Below are 17,149 nucleotides of genomic sequence, written 5' to 3'. Positions count from 1 at the left end.
TCGGATCTTGGTGCGAACTTCGCCGCTTGTGCGTACTCGGTGCGGTCATTGTACACGGTTTCGGCCCCGCGCTCCCAGGAGGGGAGCGTGGGAAGTTTGGGGGCGCCTCCCCCCCGCCCCCGTCAAGGTTGCGCCGGGTTCGGCCGATCCAAACCCGAAAAGGAAGGGGGAGAAAGAGGGGCCTCGGGGGGGAGGTCGAACGCAGGAGGTTTTCGGGTGTCGCTGTTCTGGATCATCCCCCCCTTGCTGGGATCCCTGATCCTCGTGGGGGTCTACGGATACCTCACCCGCGCGTACCGCGAGGCGTTTCTCCGGCTCTGGACCTGGGGCTGGCTGTTGTACACGGCGAGGTTCGCGGCGATGGTCCCCATCGCCCTGGGCGCCCCCCGCGCCCCGTGGCAGGTGGCGAACCAGCTCTGCGCCCTGTGGAGCGGCTACCTCCTGCTCGGCGGGGCCCGGGTGTTCGCCGACAGGTGCCTGGCCGGGGGATGGGCCCTGACGGCGGCGGCCCTGTCCGCATGGGTCGCCGCCGGGCCGCTCTGGAAGGCGCCGTTCATGGTGTACACCGCCCCCACCTTCCTGTTCCTGGGGTTCGCCAACCTGGAGGCCGGCCGGGTGCTCCTGGCGAGCGGGAAGCAGTTCCCACGGGCAGGCTCGGCCGTGCGGTTCACCGGAGCCGTGTTCGTGCTCTGGGGCCTGCACAAGTGGGACTACCCGTTCCTGGCCCGCCTGCCGGCTGCGGCGCCCTGGGGGTACACCCTGGGGGCGGCGTTCAGCCTGGTCACGGCCGTCGGGCTGTTGATCGCGTACCTGGAGAGGGAGCACCACCGGGCCGAGCAGGCCCGAAGGTTCTTGCGGACCGTGCTCGATACGGTGCCCGACCGGGTGCTGGTGGTGGACCCGCAACTCCGGGTGATCCAGGGGAACCGGGCGGCAGGATTCGACGTGAACGGTCCGGAAGGAGCCGTGAGCTGCCGCGAGCTCCACGAGAACATCGGGGTCCCGTGCCGGGCGGGCGAGCGGGCCTGCCCGGTGGCCGACGCCATGGAGACCGGCGCGACGGTCCGGGTGGTGAGGGACCTGCCCGACCCGGGGGGAGGGGTCACGACCCTGGAGGTCCTCGTGGCGCCCCTCAAGGACCCTGCCGGCCAGACGCTCGGAGCCGTGACCGTCGGCCGGGACATCACCGAGCGGGCCCAACTGCTCGCTTCGCTGGCCCGGGCCAAGGCCGAGTGGGAGGCCACGTTCGACGCCGTGCCCGACCTCGTTGCGGTCGTGGGGCCGGACCGGAGGATCCGGCGGGTGAACCGGCCCCTGGCGCGGCGGCTCGGCCGCTCCCCCGCCGAGGTGGTCGGCCTGGGCATGGAGGAAGCGGGCCTGGCCGAGATGGAACGGACGGCCTCGGGCAGGGGTGAGGGCGAGTGGCGAAGCTCCCGGCTGGGGGGCGTGTTCCTCGTGTCGGCCACGCCGGTGTCCCTGGGGACGCGGGAGTCGGACCGGGGCTGGGTGTACGTGGCCCGGGACATCACCCGGCAGAAACGGGCGGAGGAGCGGCTCGCCCGGGAAAGGGCGAACCTGAACACCCTGCTCGGCACCATGTCCGACGCCGTGATCGCGGTGGACGGCGAGGCCTGCGTCACCTTCCTCAACGCGGCGGCCGAGCGGGTCACCGGATGGTCCGCAGAGCGCGCCAGGGGCCGGCCCCTCGAGGAGGTGGTTCCCCCTTGCGAGGGGTTTTCGCTCGCCGAGGCGGTGCAAGCCGTGCTCGCCGGCGGGAAACCCTGGGCCGGGGAGGGCTGCGTGGAACCCCGGGGCGGGGGCCGGCGCGAGGTGGACGCCCGGGTCCTTGCCCTCCGGCCCGACCCCCCTTCGGCCACCGGGGCCGTGATCGTGATGCGCGACGTGACCGACGCCAGGGCCCTGGAGCGCGAGCGAGTCCGGTCCGAGCACGTGGAGGCCCTGGGGGTGTTCGCCGGGGGGCTCGCCCACGACTTCAACAACCTGCTCATGGGCATCTCCGGAAACCTCGAGCTGGCGGAGCGCCGGCTCCCCACGTCTCCCGAGCGGGCCCTGGGACCCCTACGGCGGGCCCAGGACGCCTGCCGCAGGGCCTCCGGCGTGGCACGCCAGCTCCTCACCTTTGCCCGGGGCGGTGAGCCGGTGCGGGAGAGGGTCCAACTGGGGCCCCTGCTCGAGGACTGGGTGCGGTTCCCCTTGGCAGGCTCCGCGGTCACGGCAGAGATCTGGTTGGCCCCCGACCTCAAGCCGGTGGACGCCGACGTGGAGCAGATCCACCAGGTCGTCACCAACCTGGTGGTGAACGCCCGGCAGGCCATGCCCGAGGGGGGGCGGCTGCGGGTGCGAGCCGAGAACGTGGAGACCGCCCCCGGCGTTGTGGAACCCCGGCGTAGCCCCGCGGGCTACGTGCGGATCACCGTGGCCGACGAGGGCTGCGGCATTCCCCCGGAGCACCTGCGCCGGATCTTCGACCCCTACTTCACCACCAAGCAAGACGGCACCGGCCTGGGGCTGGCCACCTCCTACTCGGTAGTCCGGCGCCACGGCGGCACGATCCAGGTGGAGTCCCGGGAAGGCGCCGGGGCCACCTTCTCCGTCTACCTTCCGGCGGCCCCTTCGGCCCGGCCGGAGCAGGGGGCGGCCCAGGGCATGTCGCCCGAGAAGGTGGTGTCCGGCCTTCGGATCCTGGCGATGGACGACGATCCGCTGCTCCGGGAGATCCTCCAGGAGAACCTGGAGTCGTGCGGAGCCCGCCCCCGTGTGGTGGAGGACGGGGAGCAGGCGGTCGCCGCGTTCCGGAGCGCCCAAGAAGAGGGCCGCCCCTACCGGGCGATCGTCCTGGACCTCACGGTGCGCGGCGGCATGGGTGGCCTGGAGGCCGGCCGGCGGATCCGCGAGCTGGACCCGACCGTTCCGATCGTGGCGGCCAGCGGGTACGCCGAGGCCCCGGCGATCGCCAATCCCCAGGAGTACGGGTTCGACGCGGCGGTCTCCAAGCCCTATTCCTTCGCGGACCTGTGCCGGGTGCTGGCACCCCTCGTGCGGGGAACCGCGATCCGAGCCGGGGAGTTTCCGCCGCCAGGGGGCCGGCGCCCGCGGATGTGATAGACTGGCACGCCGACCGCGGAGGCAACCCATGGGCCGACTCGGAGTTTCCCCGTCCGGGCAGCGTGACGCCGCCCCCCTGGCGATCGAAGGCCGGCTGTCGGCCGACCGGGCTGCCGAGCTGCGCACGGCGCTCCGGCGGCACGCCCGCACGGGCTCCGAAGATCTGGTGCTCGACCTGTCGACCGTGACCCACCTCGGCACCGCGGCGCTGGCCGTGCTGGTGGAGCTCGACCGGGAGCTCCGGCCCCGGGGACGGCGGCTCCGGATCACCGGCGCCCAGGGCTCCGTGGCCGCCATGCTCTCGGCCGTGGACTGGGAGGACTTGGCCTGCCGCAGGCTGCCCGGCCGCCCTCCCCAGCCCGGGCTGGTGCTCCAGGTGGGCACGAACGCCCTGTACCTGCTGACCGAGATGCGCCGGCTGTTCTCCTTCGCCGGTGGGCTGTTCCTGTGCTCGTTCTCGTGCCTGCTGCGGTCACGGCTTCGGCTCGCGGAGATGCTGCGATTCGTGGACCGGGCCGGGGTGGACGCCGTGCCCATCGTGGCCCTGAGCGCGGCCCTGCTGGGGCTGATCCTGGGGTTCCTGGGCTCACTCCAGCTCAAGCCCTACGGAGCCCAGCTGCTGGTGGCCGACATGGTGGCCCTGGCCATCGTGCGGGAGCTGGGCCCGGTGATCACCTCGATCCTGGTGGCCGGCCGCTCCGGCAGCGGGTATGCGGCCGAGCTGGGGGCCATGGTGGTGGACGAGGAGGTGGACGCCCTCACCACCATGGGGTTCGACCCGGTGGAATTCCTGGCGGTGCCCCGGGTGGCGGCCGTGGCGGTGTCGATGCCGGTGCTGATCCTGATCTCCGACCTGGCCGGGGTGCTCGGCGGGCTCGCGGTGGGGGTGTTCGCCATGGACCTCACGGCGGCCCAGTACCTGGAGGAGACGCGGGCCGTGCTGACCCTGCAGCACCTGATCGTGGGGGTGGCCAAGGGATGCGTGTTCGGCACCGTGGCCGCGGCCGTGGGCTGCTTCAAGGGGCTCGGCGTGCGCGGGGGTGCCAACGCCGTGGGCCGGGCCGCCACCTCGGCCGTGGTCACCGGCATCTTCCTGGTGATCCTTCTGGACTCCCTGTTCGCCGTGATCCTGGCGTACCTCCCGTTCTGACCATGAAGCCGGCCCCGGTCCTCAAGGCGACGAACCTGAGCGTGGGCTACGACGGCCAGCCCGTCCTGCGGAACCTCAGCTTCGAGGTGCGGCCCCGGGAGATCTTTGCGATCCTGGGCGGAAGCGGCTCCGGCAAGACCACGATCCTGAAGACCCTGATCGGCATCCTGCCGCCCCTGGCCGGAGACCTGGAGATCGCAGGGGTGTCGATGACCCGCAGCTCTCCGGACCGGTGGGCCCAGGTGTCCCGGCGCCTGGGGGTCCTGTTCCAGACCGGGGCCCTGCTGGCCGACCTGACCCTGGCCGAGAACGTGATGCTGCCCATCCGGGCCCAGACGGACCTGCCCGAGTCCACGGCCCGGATCCTGGCGTGCCTCAAGCTCTCCCAGGTGGGGCTGGCCGAGGCGGAGTCCCGGTTTCCCAACGAGATCTCGGGGGGCATGCGCAAGCGGGCCGGTGTGGCCCGGGCCATGGCCCTGGACCCGCCGATCCTGGTCTTGGACGAGCCCTCTTCCGGCCTCGACCCGGTCACCGCGGCGGAGCTGGACGAACTGGTGCTGGGCCTGCGGCGGGATCTGGGCATCACCGTGCTCCTGGTCACCCACGACCTGGCCAGCACCTTCGCGGTGGCCGACCGGTGCGTCCTGATCGACCGTGAGGTGGCCGGCATCCGGGCCGAGGGGGTTCCCGCCCGGCTGCGCGACGAGCATCCGGACCCGGCGGTGCGCGCCTTTTTCCGGCGGGAGCCGCCCCGGCCCGACGGGTTGAAGAAAGGAGGCCCCCGTGGCGAGTGAGTCCACCCGGTTCAAGGTGGGGCTGTTCCTGATCGTGGGGTTTCTGCTGCTGGCCGGCGCCCTGCTGTGGCTGGGCGCCAGCCGGGTGTGGAAGGAGTACCGCACCTACGTGACCTATTTCGCCGAGAGCGTGCAGGGGCTCGACGTGGGCTCGCCGGTGAAGTTCCGGGGGGTCCCCCTGGGCCGGGTGAGCGCGATCCGGGTCGCCCCGGACGGGGAGCACGTGGAGGTGCGGCTCGAGATCGACCCCACCTTCCGGGTTCGACCGGGCATGCGGGCCCGGCTGGGCACCGTGGGCATCACCGGCGCGGCGTTCGTGGACCTGGAGCTCCTGGAGTCGCCGGAACCGAGCCTTCCCTTTCCCCCCCCGCCGGACTACATCCCCTCGGCCCCGTCGTTTCTGACCCACCTGGCCTCGGACGTGGCCGGCCTGGTGGCGGACCTCCGATCGGCAGACCTGCCGGGGCTGATCGCCGACCTGCGGCGCCTGGTGAACGGCTCGGGCATCCCCGAGGCCGCGCGGCAGGCGGCCGCGGCCGCCGAGGCCCTGGCGCGGGCGGCCGACCGGCTGGAGGCGGTGATGGCCGGCCCGAGGATCGACCGGATCCTGGCCGGCGCGGAGCAGACCGTGGGCACCTGGAAACGGGCGGCCGGCCGGGTGGACGACCTGCTGGCCGACCCGGCCCTATCCCAGACCCTGGCGGACCTGTCCGGGTCGGCCCGGCAGGTGCGGCTCGCCGCCCAGGCCCTGCAGGAGCAGGTGGCAGCGTTGGACCTGAAGGCCCGCCTCGATCGGCTGGAGGCGGGCCTGGCCGGGGCGACGGACCGGTTGGGCAGGGCCGCGGACCAGGTCGCCTCGGCGGCCCGGACGGCCGAGGGCGACGCCGGCCGCACCGCCGCGGCCGCCCTCCGGTCCCTGGCCCGGATCGAGGCCGCGGCCGGCCGGCTGGAGACCGTGGCCCGGGACCTGGGGGAGAGCCCGTCCCGCATCGTATGGGAGACCCCCCTCGAGGAGGACCTGCCGTGAGAGCCCTGTTCGCCTTGGCCCTGGCCCTCACATTCCTCTCGTCCGGCTGCGCCGGGTGGCGGCGGCCGGCCGTGCCGGTGGTCCGCCTGGGGATCTCGCCCGACGTCGCTGCGGGATCCCCGGCCTCCACGGACACAGTGGTGGAGATCGCCGCCTTCGCCACGGCGCCGGCGTTTCGCACCGACCGGGTGGCCGTGGCCGAGGGCGGCTCCGGATACCGGTTCCTCACCCGGGTGCGGTGGGCCGCCGAGCCCGGGCCCCTGGTGGCCGACGCACTGCGGCGGGGGCTCATAGGCTCCGGTGCGGCCAAGGCGGCGTTCGCGGCCCCGGCCCCGGTTTCGCCGGATCTCAGGTGCACCGGGGTGGTGGACGCCCTGTACTGGGACCGGTCCCGGGGGGTGGTGGTCCTCGGCGCCACCTGGAGCCTGATCGGCCCCGACGGGGAGCTCGAATCGTTCCGGTCGGGGCAGTGGGAGGTTCCGGTGGACCCGGCCACGCTCCAGGGGTTCCAGACCGCGGCCGATCGGGTCGTGGCCAGGCTCGTGGGGTCCGTGGCCAAGGATCTGGCCCGCCTCGCCCGCGAGTGACCCAACACGATCCGCCCTCCACCCCAGCCGTCCGATAACCGGGTTTCATTTTCCCAGGTTTTCCCGCCTCTTCGTTGACTTCCCCGAAATCGGTCCCCTATAATCCGCGCCGCTCGATTTCCCTGTTTCGATCCCCATTTCCCCTGGGAGGGGGAGGAGGTAGACCGGTGGCCGAGTTCGTGAGCAGATTTCAGGAGTCCCTCCTCGATCAAAACACCTTCAGCGTGACCTGGGAGCTCGTTCCCGGCCGCGGGGCCTTCGAAAAGGCCCAGGAGGTGGTGATGGCGTCCGCGGAGCAGGCCGCGAAGAGCGGCAAGGTCCACGCCCTCACCATCACGGACAACCCGGGCGGCAACCCCGCGATCTCGGCCGAGATGCTCGGGGCCGAGATCAACAAGCTCGGCATCGAGCCCCTGGTCCACTTCACCTGCAAGGACAAGAACCGAAACCAGCTCGAGGGGCTCCTCTACGGCCTGGAGCGGGAGAACGTCCGCAACCTGCTGATCATGACCGGCGACTACCCGGTCAGCGGGTTTGGCGGCCGGGCCAAGCCCGTATTCGACCTGGACCCAGCCCAGCTCCTGGGGCTCATCTCGGACCTGAACCAGGGCCTGGAGGTCCCCACCTTCAAGGGCTCCACCACCCTGAAGCCCACCCACTTCTTCGCCGGCGCGGCCGTGAGCCCCTTCAAGAAGCTCGAGTCCGAGCAGATGGGCCAGTACTACAAGCTCAAGAAGAAGCTGGAGTCCGGGGCCCAGTTCATCGTGACCCAGCTGGGGTACGACGCCCGCAAGTTCCACGAGGCCCTGCTGATGGTCCGGCACCTGGGCTACGGCAACATCCCGGTGATCGGCAACGTGTACGTGCTGCCCCTGGGCGCGGCCCGGCTGATGAACCGCAACGGCATCCCAGGGTGCGTGGTGACCGACAAGCTGGTCAAGGAGATCGCGGCCGAGGTGGAGCGGTCCAAGGACAAGGGCAAGACCGAGCGGCTGCTGCGGGCCGCCAAGATGTACGCCTTCATGAAGGGCATGGGGTTCGCCGGCGTGCACATCGGCGGCCACGGCATGAAGTTCGAGGACGTGGAGTTCATCATCGAGAAGGGTGAGGAGCTCGCGCCCAACTGGCAGGACCTGGTGCGGGAGTTCGACTTCCCCCAGCCCGGCGGCTGGTACTACTTCGAGAAGGACCCCGAGACCGGCCTCAACAAGGAGGAGCCGGCCGACCGGTCCAAGGACCGGCCCGCGGCTCCGGTGGGCTACAAGATGTTCCGGGTGCTCCACAACGCCATGTTCGAGACCAAGGGCTTCCTGTTCAAGCCCATGCGGTCCCTGGCCAAGGCCGTGGACGGCACCAGCATGGAGCACTTCTTCACCCGGGTCGAGCACTTCATGAAGGTGATGACCAACGAGTGCATGCACTGCGGGGACTGCGCCCTGTTCGACATCGCGTACCTGTGCCCCATGAGCCAGTGCCCCAAGGGCCAGCGCAACGGCCCCTGCGGCGGATCGTTCGAGGGATGGTGCGAGGTGTACCCCAACAAGAAGCAGTGCATCTACGTGCGCGCCTACCCGAGGCTCAAGAGCCACGGCGCCGAGGACACCTTGGGCGCCTACATGATTCCGCCCGTGAACTACGACCTGCGGTTCACCTCGTCGTGGCTGAACTTCTACCTGGGCCGGGACCACACGGCGAAACGCCTGGGCATCAAGCCCCCCGCGAAGAAGTAGCCCCTACCGTCGGGGAGGCCCTCGGGCCTCCCCGACGTCTTTTGGGGACCTGGCATGAACTTCTCGCGCGCAACGAACGCCACGGTGGTCCGCCGGTCGCAGGTCGTTCGTCGTGGAAACCGCCACACGCCCCCGGCCCCGTCACTCCTCACGCGTGACTGCCCACGGCCTTCCGTTGCGCCATTGCGAGCGTGGCGTGAGACCAAGAAGTTGACGTTCCCCAGACCTTGGCGTGAACTGCGGGACTCACGCAACGCCGCCAAGCTCGCCACGGAAACCCCCAACCCCAAAACCCGTTGCGTCGTTGCGAGCGTGGCGCGGGATGGACCGTTGAAGTTCCCATACCCCCTTGCTACGCTGGAGCTGTTCGTGAACCCGCAGCAGAACCACGGAGGTCCGCCCCATGACACCCGAGCCTGCCCGGCGGCTGTTCACCGTCGACGAGTTCCACCGCATGGCCGAGGCCGGCATTCTCGGCGAGGACGACCGGGTCGAGTTGATCGAGGGGGAACTGATCGAGATGACGCCCATCGGAAGCCGGCACGCCGCCTGTGTCAAACGTATCCTTCACACGCTGGCGCCGCACAGCGGCAATCCATGGCTTTTGAGCGTGCAAGACCCCATCGCCCTGGACCCTCGCACCGAGCTCCAGCCCGACATCGCCCTTTTGAAGCCCCGGCCCGACTACTACGCCTCGGCCCACCCCAGGCCCCGGGACGTGGTTCTGATCATAGAGGTGGCCGACACCTCGGCGGCAGCGGACCGGGAGGTCAAGCTGCCCCTCTATGCCAAGGCCGGCATTCCCGAGGTGTGGCTCGTGGACCTCCCGGGGGGCGTTATCGAGGTGTACCGAGACCCCGGAGAAACCGCCTACCGGACCGCCCAGACCCTGCACCCCGGCGACCCGACCCTTCCCATCCCGGGAACGAGCCTACGCCTCGCCCCGGAACAGGTCCTTTGCGCGTGAGGGGTGTACAGTTTTCCAACCGGGCTTACGCAACGAACGCCACGTTCGTTCACCGGTCGTTGGTCGCGGGTCGTACGTGGTTCGTCGTAGAACTTGGCGTGAACTTCGGGGCTCACGCAACGCCGCCAAGCTCGCCACGGAACCCCCAAGAAGTTCTTTGCGCTCGTCGTGAGCGTGGCGTGAGACCAAGAAGTTGACGTTCCACGCACCTCGGCGTGAACCGCGGGACTCACGCAACGCCGCCAAGCTCGCCGCGGAACCCCCAAGAAGTTCTTTGCGCTCGTCGCGGGCGTGGCGTGAGACCAAGAAGTTGACGTTCCACGGACCTCGGCGTGAACTTCGGGACTCTCGCAACGCCGCCAAGCTCGCCACGGAACCCCCAAGAAGTTCTTTGCGACCGTCGCGGGCGTGGCGTGAGACCAAGAAGTTGACGTTCCACGGACCTTGGCGTGAACCGCGGGGCTCTCGCAACGCCGCCAAGCTCGCCGCGGAACCCCCAAGAAGTTCTTTGCGACCGTTGCGGGCGTGGCGTGAGACCAAGAAGCTGACGTTCCACGCACCTCGGCGTGAACCGCGGGACTCTCGCAACGCCGCCAAGCTCGCCACGGAACCCCCAAGAAGTTCTTTGCGCTCGTTGCGGGCGTGGCGTGAGACCAAGAAGTTGACGTTCCACGGACCTTGGCGTGAGCTGCGGGACTCACGCAACGCCGCCAAGTCCGCCACGGAAACCCCAAGAAGTTCTTTGCGACCGTCGTGAGCGTGGCGTGAGACCAAGAAGTTGACGTTCCACGGACCTTGGCGTGAACCGCGGGACTCACGCAACGCCGCCAAGTCAGCCACGGAACCCCCAAGAAGTTCTTTGCGCTCGTCGTGAGCGTGGCGTGAGACCAAGAAGTTGACGTTCCACGCACCTCGGCGTGAACCGCGGGACTCTCGCAACGCCGCCAAGTCCGCCACGGAAACCCCAAGAAGTTCTTTGCGACCGTTGCGGGCGTGGCGTGAGACCAAGAAGTTGACGTTCCACGCACCTCGGCGTGAACCGCGGGACTCTCGCAACGCCGCCAAGCTCGCCACGGAACCCCCAAGAAGTTCTTTGCGCTCGTCGCGGGCGTGGCGTGAGACCAAGAAGTTGACGTTCCACGCACCTCGGCGTGAACCGCGGGACTCTCGCAACGCCGCCAAGCTCGCCACGGAACCCCCAAGAAGTTCTTTGCGCTCGTCGTGAGCGTGGCGTGAGACCAAGAAGTTGACGTTCCACGGACCTTGGCGTGAACCGCGGGACTCACGCAACGCCGCCAAGTCCGCCACGGAAACCCCAAGAAGTTCTTTGCGCTCGTCGCGTGAGATCCGGCCGGTTCGTCCTTTGCCAGAGGGGGCGTCAAATGCCGGTGGAAAATGAGATTGCAAAGGTCATCTTGGACAGTGCCTTCCGGGTCCACCGAGCGCTCGGGCCCGGGTTGCTAGAATCCGTGTACGAGCTGGCTCTGGCGCACGAACTCCAAAAGCGGGAGCTTCGAGTCGCCCGGCAGGTACCCGTCCCGATCGAGTACGACGGGCTGACCTTCGACCAAGGGTTTCGTGCGGATTTGATCGTGGAGGACCGAGTCATCGTGGAACTGAAGTCGGTCGAAACCGTCCAACCCGTCCACAAGAAGCAGCTTCTGACCCACCTGAAGCTGAGCGGTTGTCGGCTCGGTCTTCTGATCAACTTCGGAGAAGCGCTGCTAAAAGACGGGATCACTCGGGTGGTCAACAACTTGGAGGAGTAGCGTAAACTTCGGGCTCACGCAACGCCGCCACGGACGCCATGCGAACCCCCAACCCCAAAACCCGTTGCGCTCGTTGCGAGCTTGGCGTGAGCTGAAGTTGACGTTCCACAGACCTTGGCGTGAAATTCGGGGCTCACGCAACGCCCGCCAAAACTGCCGCCGGTCGCGGGTCGTTCGTCGTGTGAACTACCGTTGGTCGCGGGTCGTTCGTCGTTGGTCGTACACCGTTCCAACGTCCCAACCGCGCGCGAAGCGCCAAAACCATTCACGATTCCCGACTTCACCATTCACGGCCCTCAGCCGTTGTGAGCGTGACGTGATTTCTCCCGGCGGGGGGGTTGACGCGGCGGAACGGTTCCGGAAGGCTTGGCAGGCCCTGCTCCCTCCCCGCGGCTCCGCCCGCACACCACTCCTCCCGGAGGGGCCATCATGGAAAAGGACCATTTGGAGATCCTGCTCGAAGACATCCGAAGCAAGTTCGACCTCGTCATCGAGGGGCACGCCGCGCTCGACCGGAAGATGGACGCGTTGGCGGAGGATGTGAACCGGCGGTTTGACCTCGTGGACCTCAAGTTCGAGGCCCTGACCCGCCGGGTGAACGAGGCCGAGGCCCGCCTCGAGGCCAAGATCGACGCCCTGGCCGCCGACCTCGCCGCCCACCGGGCCGACACCGAGGCCCATCACAGAGTGTACCGGGTCCAAGAGACCTGATTCACGCCACGCCCCCCAAACTGCCGCCGGTCGCAGGTCGTTCGTCGTTCGTACCCCGTTCCAACATCCCAACGGCACGCGAAGCGCGCGAACCATTCACAAATCACGATTCACGGCATTTTGGGTCGCAGGTCGTTCGGTGAGCCACTCCCCGCACGTCCTCCCGTCCTAACGTCCCCACGGTCCTACGCCCCCATCACCTGTTGCTGATCGCCAATATGGAGCCATTCGAGGATCGCCGTAATGGAGCCACCTCATGATCGCCTAATGGGGCCACCCGATGATCACCTAATGGAGCCACCCCAGGATCGGGGTAATCGAGCCACCTGATCTGCCTGCCCGAGGGTCTCGGACTTCCATCCACCGGGGTATCCTCCCCGCTCCCCTTTCCCAGGAGCCGAGAGGAGATCCCCATGGCCAACCGGAGGTTCGAGATGCACCAGTACCGACACGTCCTCGTTCGCATGCGGCTTGGAGACTCCAACCGCCAGATCGCCAAAGCCGGCCTCATGGGCCGCCGCAAGGCCTCTGCCTTCCGTGAGCTCGCCGCCCACAACGGCTGGCTCGACCCCGACTCCCCCGTGCCCGACGAGGCCGCCATCGCCCAGGCCCTCGGCTCCTCCCCTGCACGGGCCACCCCGCGGGCCGGTTCCTCCCTCGAGCGCTACCGCGACGAGATCACCCGCTGGGTCGAGCTCGGCATCCAGGGCACCACCATCCACGAGGCCCTGTGCCGAAAGCACGGCTACACCGGCCACTACTCTTCGGTACGGCGATTCCTCCAAGGCATCCGGAAGGCCAACCCCCAGGCCACCGTCATGCTGGAGTTCGCCCCCGGCGAGGCCGCCCAGGTCGACTTCGGCAAGGGCCCCACGATCCCCCATCCCCTCACCGGCGAGCCCCAACTCACCTGGGTCTTCGTGATGACGCTTGCCTGGAGCCGCCATCAGTACGCCGAGATCGTCCCCGACCAGAAGGTCTCCACATGGATCGCCTGCCACCGCCGGGCCTTCGAGTGGTTTGGCGGCGTTCCTGCCCGGATCATCATCGACAACGCCAAGTGCGCCATTGTCCGCGCCTGCTACCACGATCCCGAGGTCCAGCGCTCCTATGCCGAGCTGGCCGAGGGCTACGGGTTCCGCATCGCCCCTTGTCCCGTCCGGGACCCCAAGAAGAAGGGCCGGGTGGAGTCCGGGGTGAAGTACATCAAGCGCTCGTTTCTGCCCCTTCGCGAGTTCCGAGACCGGGTCGACGCCAACCGCCAGCTCCACGAGTGGATCCGCTCCACCGCCGGCAACCGCCTTCACGGCACCACCCACGAGCGACCCCTCACCCGGTTCGTCGAGGTGGAGCGCCACGTGCTCAGGCCCCTGCCCGACGTGCCCCCCATCCTCGGCGTGTGGACCCGCGTGAAGCTCCACGGCAACTGCCACGTCACCTTCGAGAAGGCCTACTACTCCGCCCCCTTTCGCCTCGTGCGCCAGCATCTGTGGCTGCGCGCCACCCCCTCGACCGTGGAGCTCTACCTCGACCACGAGCTCGTCGCCTCCCACCCCCGCCTGGCTCGCCCCGGCGAGCGCTCCACCGTCCAAGACCACCTCCCCCCGGAGGCGGTGGCCTACCAGATGCAAGACCCCCAGTGGTGCCTCAAGAAGGCCCGAGCCCTCGGGCCCTCCACCCATGAGCTCGTCGAGCGCCTCTTCGCCCACCGCGTCCTCGACAACCTCCGTGCCGCCCAGGGGGTGATCCGCCTGGCCCAGCGCTTCGGGCACGAGCGCCTGGAGGCCGCGTGCCGCCGGGCCCTTCGCTTCGATGATCCCCGCTACCGCACCGTGAAGACCATCCTCCAAAAGGGCCTCGATCAGGAGCCCGAACCGGCCGAGCCCTCCGCCCTCGCCGAGGCCTACACCGGCAAGGGCCGCTTCTGCCGCGATGCCGCCCAACTGCTCCTGTGGGATCCGCCCCCGGCCCCCCAGCGGCGGGGCCCCGGCGAAACCCTCTGAGTTCCCGCCGCGCTGCCGAGCCTGTGCCTTCCACCCCTTCACGCAACGGAGACCAGACCATGAACCCCATGCCCCAGCTCGCCCCCTTGCTCAAGCAGCTTCGCCTCTCTGGTATCCTCGACTCCCTCGAGGCCCGAAACCGTCAGGCCGTGGAGCATCAGCTCTCCTACACCGAGTTCCTCTCCCTGCTCATCCAGGACGAGATCGCCCGCCGCGAGCACAAAAAGCTCGCCCTCAGGTTCCGGCGCGCCGGCTTCCGCGGCGAAAAAACCATCGAGAACTTCGACTTCGCCTTCAACCCCGGCGTCAACAAGGCCCTCATCCTCGATGTCGCCACCTGCCGCTTCCTCCACGAAAAGGTCTGTGTCCTCATCGTCGGCCCCACCGGCACCGGCAAAAGCCATCTCGCCCAGGCCATCGGCCACTGCGCCATCCGCCAGGGCCACGATGTGCTGTTTACCTCCGCCTCCAAGCTCCTGGGCTCGCTCCATGCCGCCCGGGCCACCGATACCTACGAACGCCGCTTCGCCGCCCTGGCACGGGTCGATCTGCTCATCATCGACGACTTCGGCCTCAAACCCCTGCGCCCTCCCCAGGACGAGGACTTCCACGACCTCATGAACGAACGCTACGAGCGCGCCTCCACCATCCTCACCAGCAACCTCGATTTGGGCGAGTGGGGCCAGGCCTTCCCCAACCGCCTGCTGGGGGCCGCCACCATCGACCGGATCCGCCACGGCGCCTACCGGATCGTCCTGGAGGGCCAGAGCTACCGATCACCCCGACCCCTGCCGGACGACGCCCCCCAGGAGGTCGTTGCCTCGACGCGTCGAAAGGGGTAGGGTCAACACCGCCGGGACCCTCTGAGGTAGGTCGGTCCGAGTGGCTCCATTACGGCGATCATGACCCGGCTCCATTAGCCCGATCATGGCACCCCCAAACTGGCTCCATTAGGCCGATCATGGGTGGCTCCATTAGGGCGATCCGTGACATCACCCATCACCCGTCACCCATCACCGCCCCACTCACGATTCACGGCCCTATTGCCGATCCATTCCCCGTACGCCACAATGCGCGGTGTCCCTTTCAAATCCGTGACCGAACCAGGGGGAGACGCGCCCCATGACCCTTCTGAAGATCGCCTTCCGCAACGTCCTCAAGAACCGCCGCCGCAGCCTGATCACCGTGCTGGCCATCGCGTTCGGGTACATGGCGGTTGCGATGTTCAAGGGGTACACGCACCAGGCGTACGAAAAGATGGCCCTGGCGGCGATCTTCGTGGAGGTTCCGGGGCATCTGGTGGTGTACAAGAAGGGTTTTCTGGAGGAAGGACGCCTCCGCCCGGAGGACTACCTTTTCACCGGCGAAGAAAGCTCGAGGCTTGCAGAGACCATCCGAAAGATCCCGGGCGTGGCCTGGGTGGCCCGAAGAATGGAGCTCACCGGCCTCCTTTCGAACGGCGACGTGTCCACCATCTTCCTATCCGACGCGATCGACCCGGCCAAGGAGGCCGACCTGTGGAGCCACTACCGCTACCGCCGCTGGATGAGCCGGAAGACCCTCCCGCGTGACCGCCCGGACGCCATCCTGGTGGGACCGGATCTCCTCACCCTGCTCCGGCTCCAGCCCGGGAGCAACGTGGTCCTCATGGCCACCACTCAGTACGGCCAGATGAACGCGGTGGACGCCACCGTGGCCGGCACCTACGCCACGTTCTCCGACGAGATGAACGACAAGTACGTGAAAATGCCCCTGGCCATGGCCCAGAGCCTGTACGACACGGACGGGTGCGACCGCTTGAGCATCCTTTGCGACGACGTCTCGATCGTGCCCGAGGTCAAGGCCCGGGTGGAACGGGTTGCCGCGGACCTCGGCATCCCGGTGGACGTGCGCACGTGGGAACAGATCAGCCAGTACTACGGCAAGGCAAAGAACTTCCTGGACGTGGTGTTCCTGTTCCTGTTCTCCATTACATCCCTGATCGTCGTCATGGGCACCGTGAACACCATGTCCATGTCGGTGTACGAGCGGTTCCGGGAGATCGGCACCCTGCGGGCCATCGGCTTCAAGCCCTGGGACGTGATCCGGCTCTTCGCATTCGAGGGCGCGGTTCTCGGCACCCTGGGGGCGGTGGCGGGCCTGGGGCTCACGGCCGCAGGCCGCGTCCTGGTGACCGCCGCCGACATCCGCTACAAGCCCCCGGGCGTGGCCGAGCTCGTGCAGGTGGAGGTCGATCTGGTCCCAGCCGTGCTCGCCGTGGGCTTCGCCGTGTTCGTGGCCCTGTCCGTTCTGTCCGCAGCCCTCCCCGCCCGCCGGGCCGCCCGCAAACCCATCGTGGACGCCCTGGGCCACGTGTAGCCACCGGCACTACTCCTCCACCGCCAGCACGTCCTCCAGGGGCCGATGCGGGCGGGGCGGCACCCGTCGGGTGGGCCGCCCCACCCGAAAAACGATTTCCGGCTTCGCAGAAAAGTGCTCCTGCCAACTTTCCGGAGCCACCAAGCACCGTTTCAGCCCGCAGCGCCGGCCGCAAAGCCGCGGGTACACGAAAGAAGAATAGGGCTGGGCCGCCAGTCCCTCGGCCGTGAGGCCAAGCCAATAACGAGTAAACGCCGCCCCCAAGCCCACCAGGCCCTCCGGCGTCTCCGGCCCCTCCAGCGCAAACGACACCAGGGCCGAGGCCGAACGGATGCGCGCCAGGGCGACGCGCCCATACACCGGCGCGGCAACGCGCCACACCGCATCCCACGCCGGGTGACGCAGCAGGCAGCGAAACACCGGGCCCACCGCCGTTGGCAGGGCAAGGCACTCCGCGGGTATTCCCGTTCCCCGCCCCCCGTCCCCGGCGAGCCCCCCCAGCAGCTCCCGGCGCACCTCGGCGCACCGGAGAGAGAGCGCCTCGAAACGGGCCAACCACACGGCCCGTGCGTTCCGCCCCCGATCTCCAGCCAACAACTGGGCTCTCACTCCGGGGACCGGAACCGTTTTCAGCGCTATTGGGAGGGCCTCGACCGGTGCGAACCGTTCGCGATGCGTCCGGCGGTCCCGGAGTACGGATGCTCCCGGCCGCTCCTCCTGGGTGCCCGCGCCGGCCTCACGCTCCAGCGGCAACCACAGGGCCGGCCCGTCGGCTCGGGCCCGGACCCCCATGCCCCCCACTCGCCACCCCGCCCGGGCCCCGGCGTGCCGCAAGCACTCCCCCAATGCGCCAAAGTCGATCCACGTGTACCGGAAGCCCGTGTCAAACCAGCACCCGGGCAAATCGGGCCTGCGGGTGACCCGAAG

At 68.9% G+C, this 17,149-nt stretch carries 13 protein-coding genes; 12 read left to right on the top strand and 1 reads right to left on the bottom strand.

What is annotated here, in order from left to right:
- Positions 1 to 216 precede the first annotated feature (216 nt).
- The 12 genes from DEFCA_RS20095 (at position 217) to DEFCA_RS0100905 (ending at position 16,222) form a co-directional block, all read left to right on the top strand.
- On the top strand, positions 217 to 3,123 hold the full coding sequence (locus DEFCA_RS20095; RefSeq protein WP_025321181.1) for a PAS domain-containing protein: 2,907 nt from the start codon (positions 217 to 219) through the stop codon (positions 3,121 to 3,123).
- A gap of 31 nt (positions 3,124 to 3,154) precedes the next feature.
- Positions 3,155 to 4,276: an ABC transporter permease gene (locus DEFCA_RS0100955; RefSeq protein WP_025321180.1), complete on the top strand. Its 1,122-nt coding sequence runs from the start codon at positions 3,155 to 3,157 to the stop codon at positions 4,274 to 4,276.
- A gap of 2 nt (positions 4,277 to 4,278) precedes the next feature.
- On the top strand, positions 4,279 to 5,070 hold the full coding sequence (locus tag DEFCA_RS23910; protein WP_029733337.1) for an ABC transporter ATP-binding protein: 792 nt from the start codon (positions 4,279 to 4,281) through the stop codon (positions 5,068 to 5,070).
- Complete coding sequence (locus DEFCA_RS18940) at positions 5,060 to 6,097, top strand: MlaD family protein (protein WP_025321178.1); 1,038 nt, start codon at positions 5,060 to 5,062, stop codon at positions 6,095 to 6,097. The genes DEFCA_RS23910 and DEFCA_RS18940 overlap by 11 nt, the downstream gene beginning before the upstream one ends.
- A complete protein-coding gene (locus DEFCA_RS0100940) occupies positions 6,094 to 6,684 on the top strand; it encodes an ABC-type transport auxiliary lipoprotein family protein (protein WP_025321177.1) in 591 nt (196 codons plus the stop codon). The genes DEFCA_RS18940 and DEFCA_RS0100940 overlap by 4 nt, the downstream gene beginning before the upstream one ends.
- Positions 6,685 to 6,851: 167 nt before the next feature.
- Positions 6,852 to 8,414 carry a methylenetetrahydrofolate reductase C-terminal domain-containing protein gene (locus DEFCA_RS0100935; RefSeq protein WP_025321176.1) on the top strand — a complete coding sequence of 521 codons (1,563 nt, stop codon included), beginning with the start codon at positions 6,852 to 6,854 and terminating at the stop codon, positions 8,412 to 8,414.
- 403 nt (positions 8,415 to 8,817) lie between these two features.
- Entirely contained in the window at positions 8,818 to 9,381 is a 564-nt protein-coding gene (locus DEFCA_RS0100930) for a Uma2 family endonuclease (protein WP_025321175.1), read from the top strand.
- Positions 9,382 to 10,763: 1,382 nt separating this feature from the next.
- Positions 10,764 to 11,150 (top strand): GxxExxY protein, encoded by a 387-nt coding sequence (locus DEFCA_RS0100925; protein ID WP_025321174.1) that lies wholly within the window; start codon positions 10,764 to 10,766, stop codon positions 11,148 to 11,150.
- A gap of 429 nt (positions 11,151 to 11,579) precedes the next feature.
- Positions 11,580 to 11,861: a hypothetical protein gene (locus DEFCA_RS0100920; RefSeq protein ID WP_025321173.1), complete on the top strand. Its 282-nt coding sequence runs from the start codon at positions 11,580 to 11,582 to the stop codon at positions 11,859 to 11,861.
- Positions 11,862 to 12,295: 434 nt separating this feature from the next.
- Positions 12,296 to 13,864, top strand: coding sequence for an IS21 family transposase (gene istA / locus DEFCA_RS0100915; protein WP_084319498.1), 1,569 nt, complete (start codon positions 12,296 to 12,298; stop codon positions 13,862 to 13,864).
- Between the two features lie 59 nt (positions 13,865 to 13,923).
- Positions 13,924 to 14,706: an IS21-like element helper ATPase IstB gene (gene istB / locus DEFCA_RS0100910; protein WP_025321171.1), complete on the top strand. Its 783-nt coding sequence runs from the start codon at positions 13,924 to 13,926 to the stop codon at positions 14,704 to 14,706.
- Between the two features lie 280 nt (positions 14,707 to 14,986).
- Positions 14,987 to 16,222 carry an ABC transporter permease gene (locus DEFCA_RS0100905; protein ID WP_025321170.1) on the top strand — a complete coding sequence of 412 codons (1,236 nt, stop codon included), beginning with the start codon at positions 14,987 to 14,989 and terminating at the stop codon, positions 16,220 to 16,222.
- Between the two features lie 9 nt (positions 16,223 to 16,231).
- On the opposite strand, the gene DEFCA_RS21870 is transcribed toward DEFCA_RS0100905, so the two are convergent.
- A complete protein-coding gene (locus tag DEFCA_RS21870; RefSeq protein ID WP_169709392.1) occupies positions 16,232 to 16,783 on the bottom strand; it encodes a hypothetical protein in 552 nt (183 codons plus the stop codon).
- Positions 16,784 to 17,149 lie beyond the last annotated feature (366 nt).

The organism is Deferrisoma camini S3R1, from assembly GCF_000526155.1.
Classification (GTDB): domain Bacteria; phylum Desulfobacterota; class Deferrisomatia; order Deferrisomatales; family Deferrisomataceae; genus Deferrisoma; species Deferrisoma camini.
This window is presented reverse-complemented; position numbering and strand designations above follow the sequence as displayed.

Coding starts and splice junctions, on each gene's coding strand:
- DEFCA_RS0100955 (WP_025321180.1), top strand. CDS start 3,155: ATGGGCCGACTCGGAGTTTCCCCGTCCGGGCAGCGTGACGCCGCCCCC.
- DEFCA_RS23910 (WP_029733337.1), top strand. CDS start 4,279: ATGAAGCCGGCCCCGGTCCTCAAGGCGACGAACCTGAGCGTGGGCTAC.
- DEFCA_RS0100930 (WP_025321175.1), top strand. CDS start 8,818: ATGACACCCGAGCCTGCCCGGCGGCTGTTCACCGTCGACGAGTTCCAC.
- DEFCA_RS0100925 (WP_025321174.1), top strand. CDS start 10,764: ATGCCGGTGGAAAATGAGATTGCAAAGGTCATCTTGGACAGTGCCTTC.
- DEFCA_RS0100920 (WP_025321173.1), top strand. CDS start 11,580: ATGGAAAAGGACCATTTGGAGATCCTGCTCGAAGACATCCGAAGCAAG.
- istA (WP_084319498.1), top strand. CDS start 12,296: ATGCACCAGTACCGACACGTCCTCGTTCGCATGCGGCTTGGAGACTCC.
- istB (WP_025321171.1), top strand. CDS start 13,924: ATGAACCCCATGCCCCAGCTCGCCCCCTTGCTCAAGCAGCTTCGCCTC.
- DEFCA_RS0100905 (WP_025321170.1), top strand. CDS start 14,987: ATGACCCTTCTGAAGATCGCCTTCCGCAACGTCCTCAAGAACCGCCGC.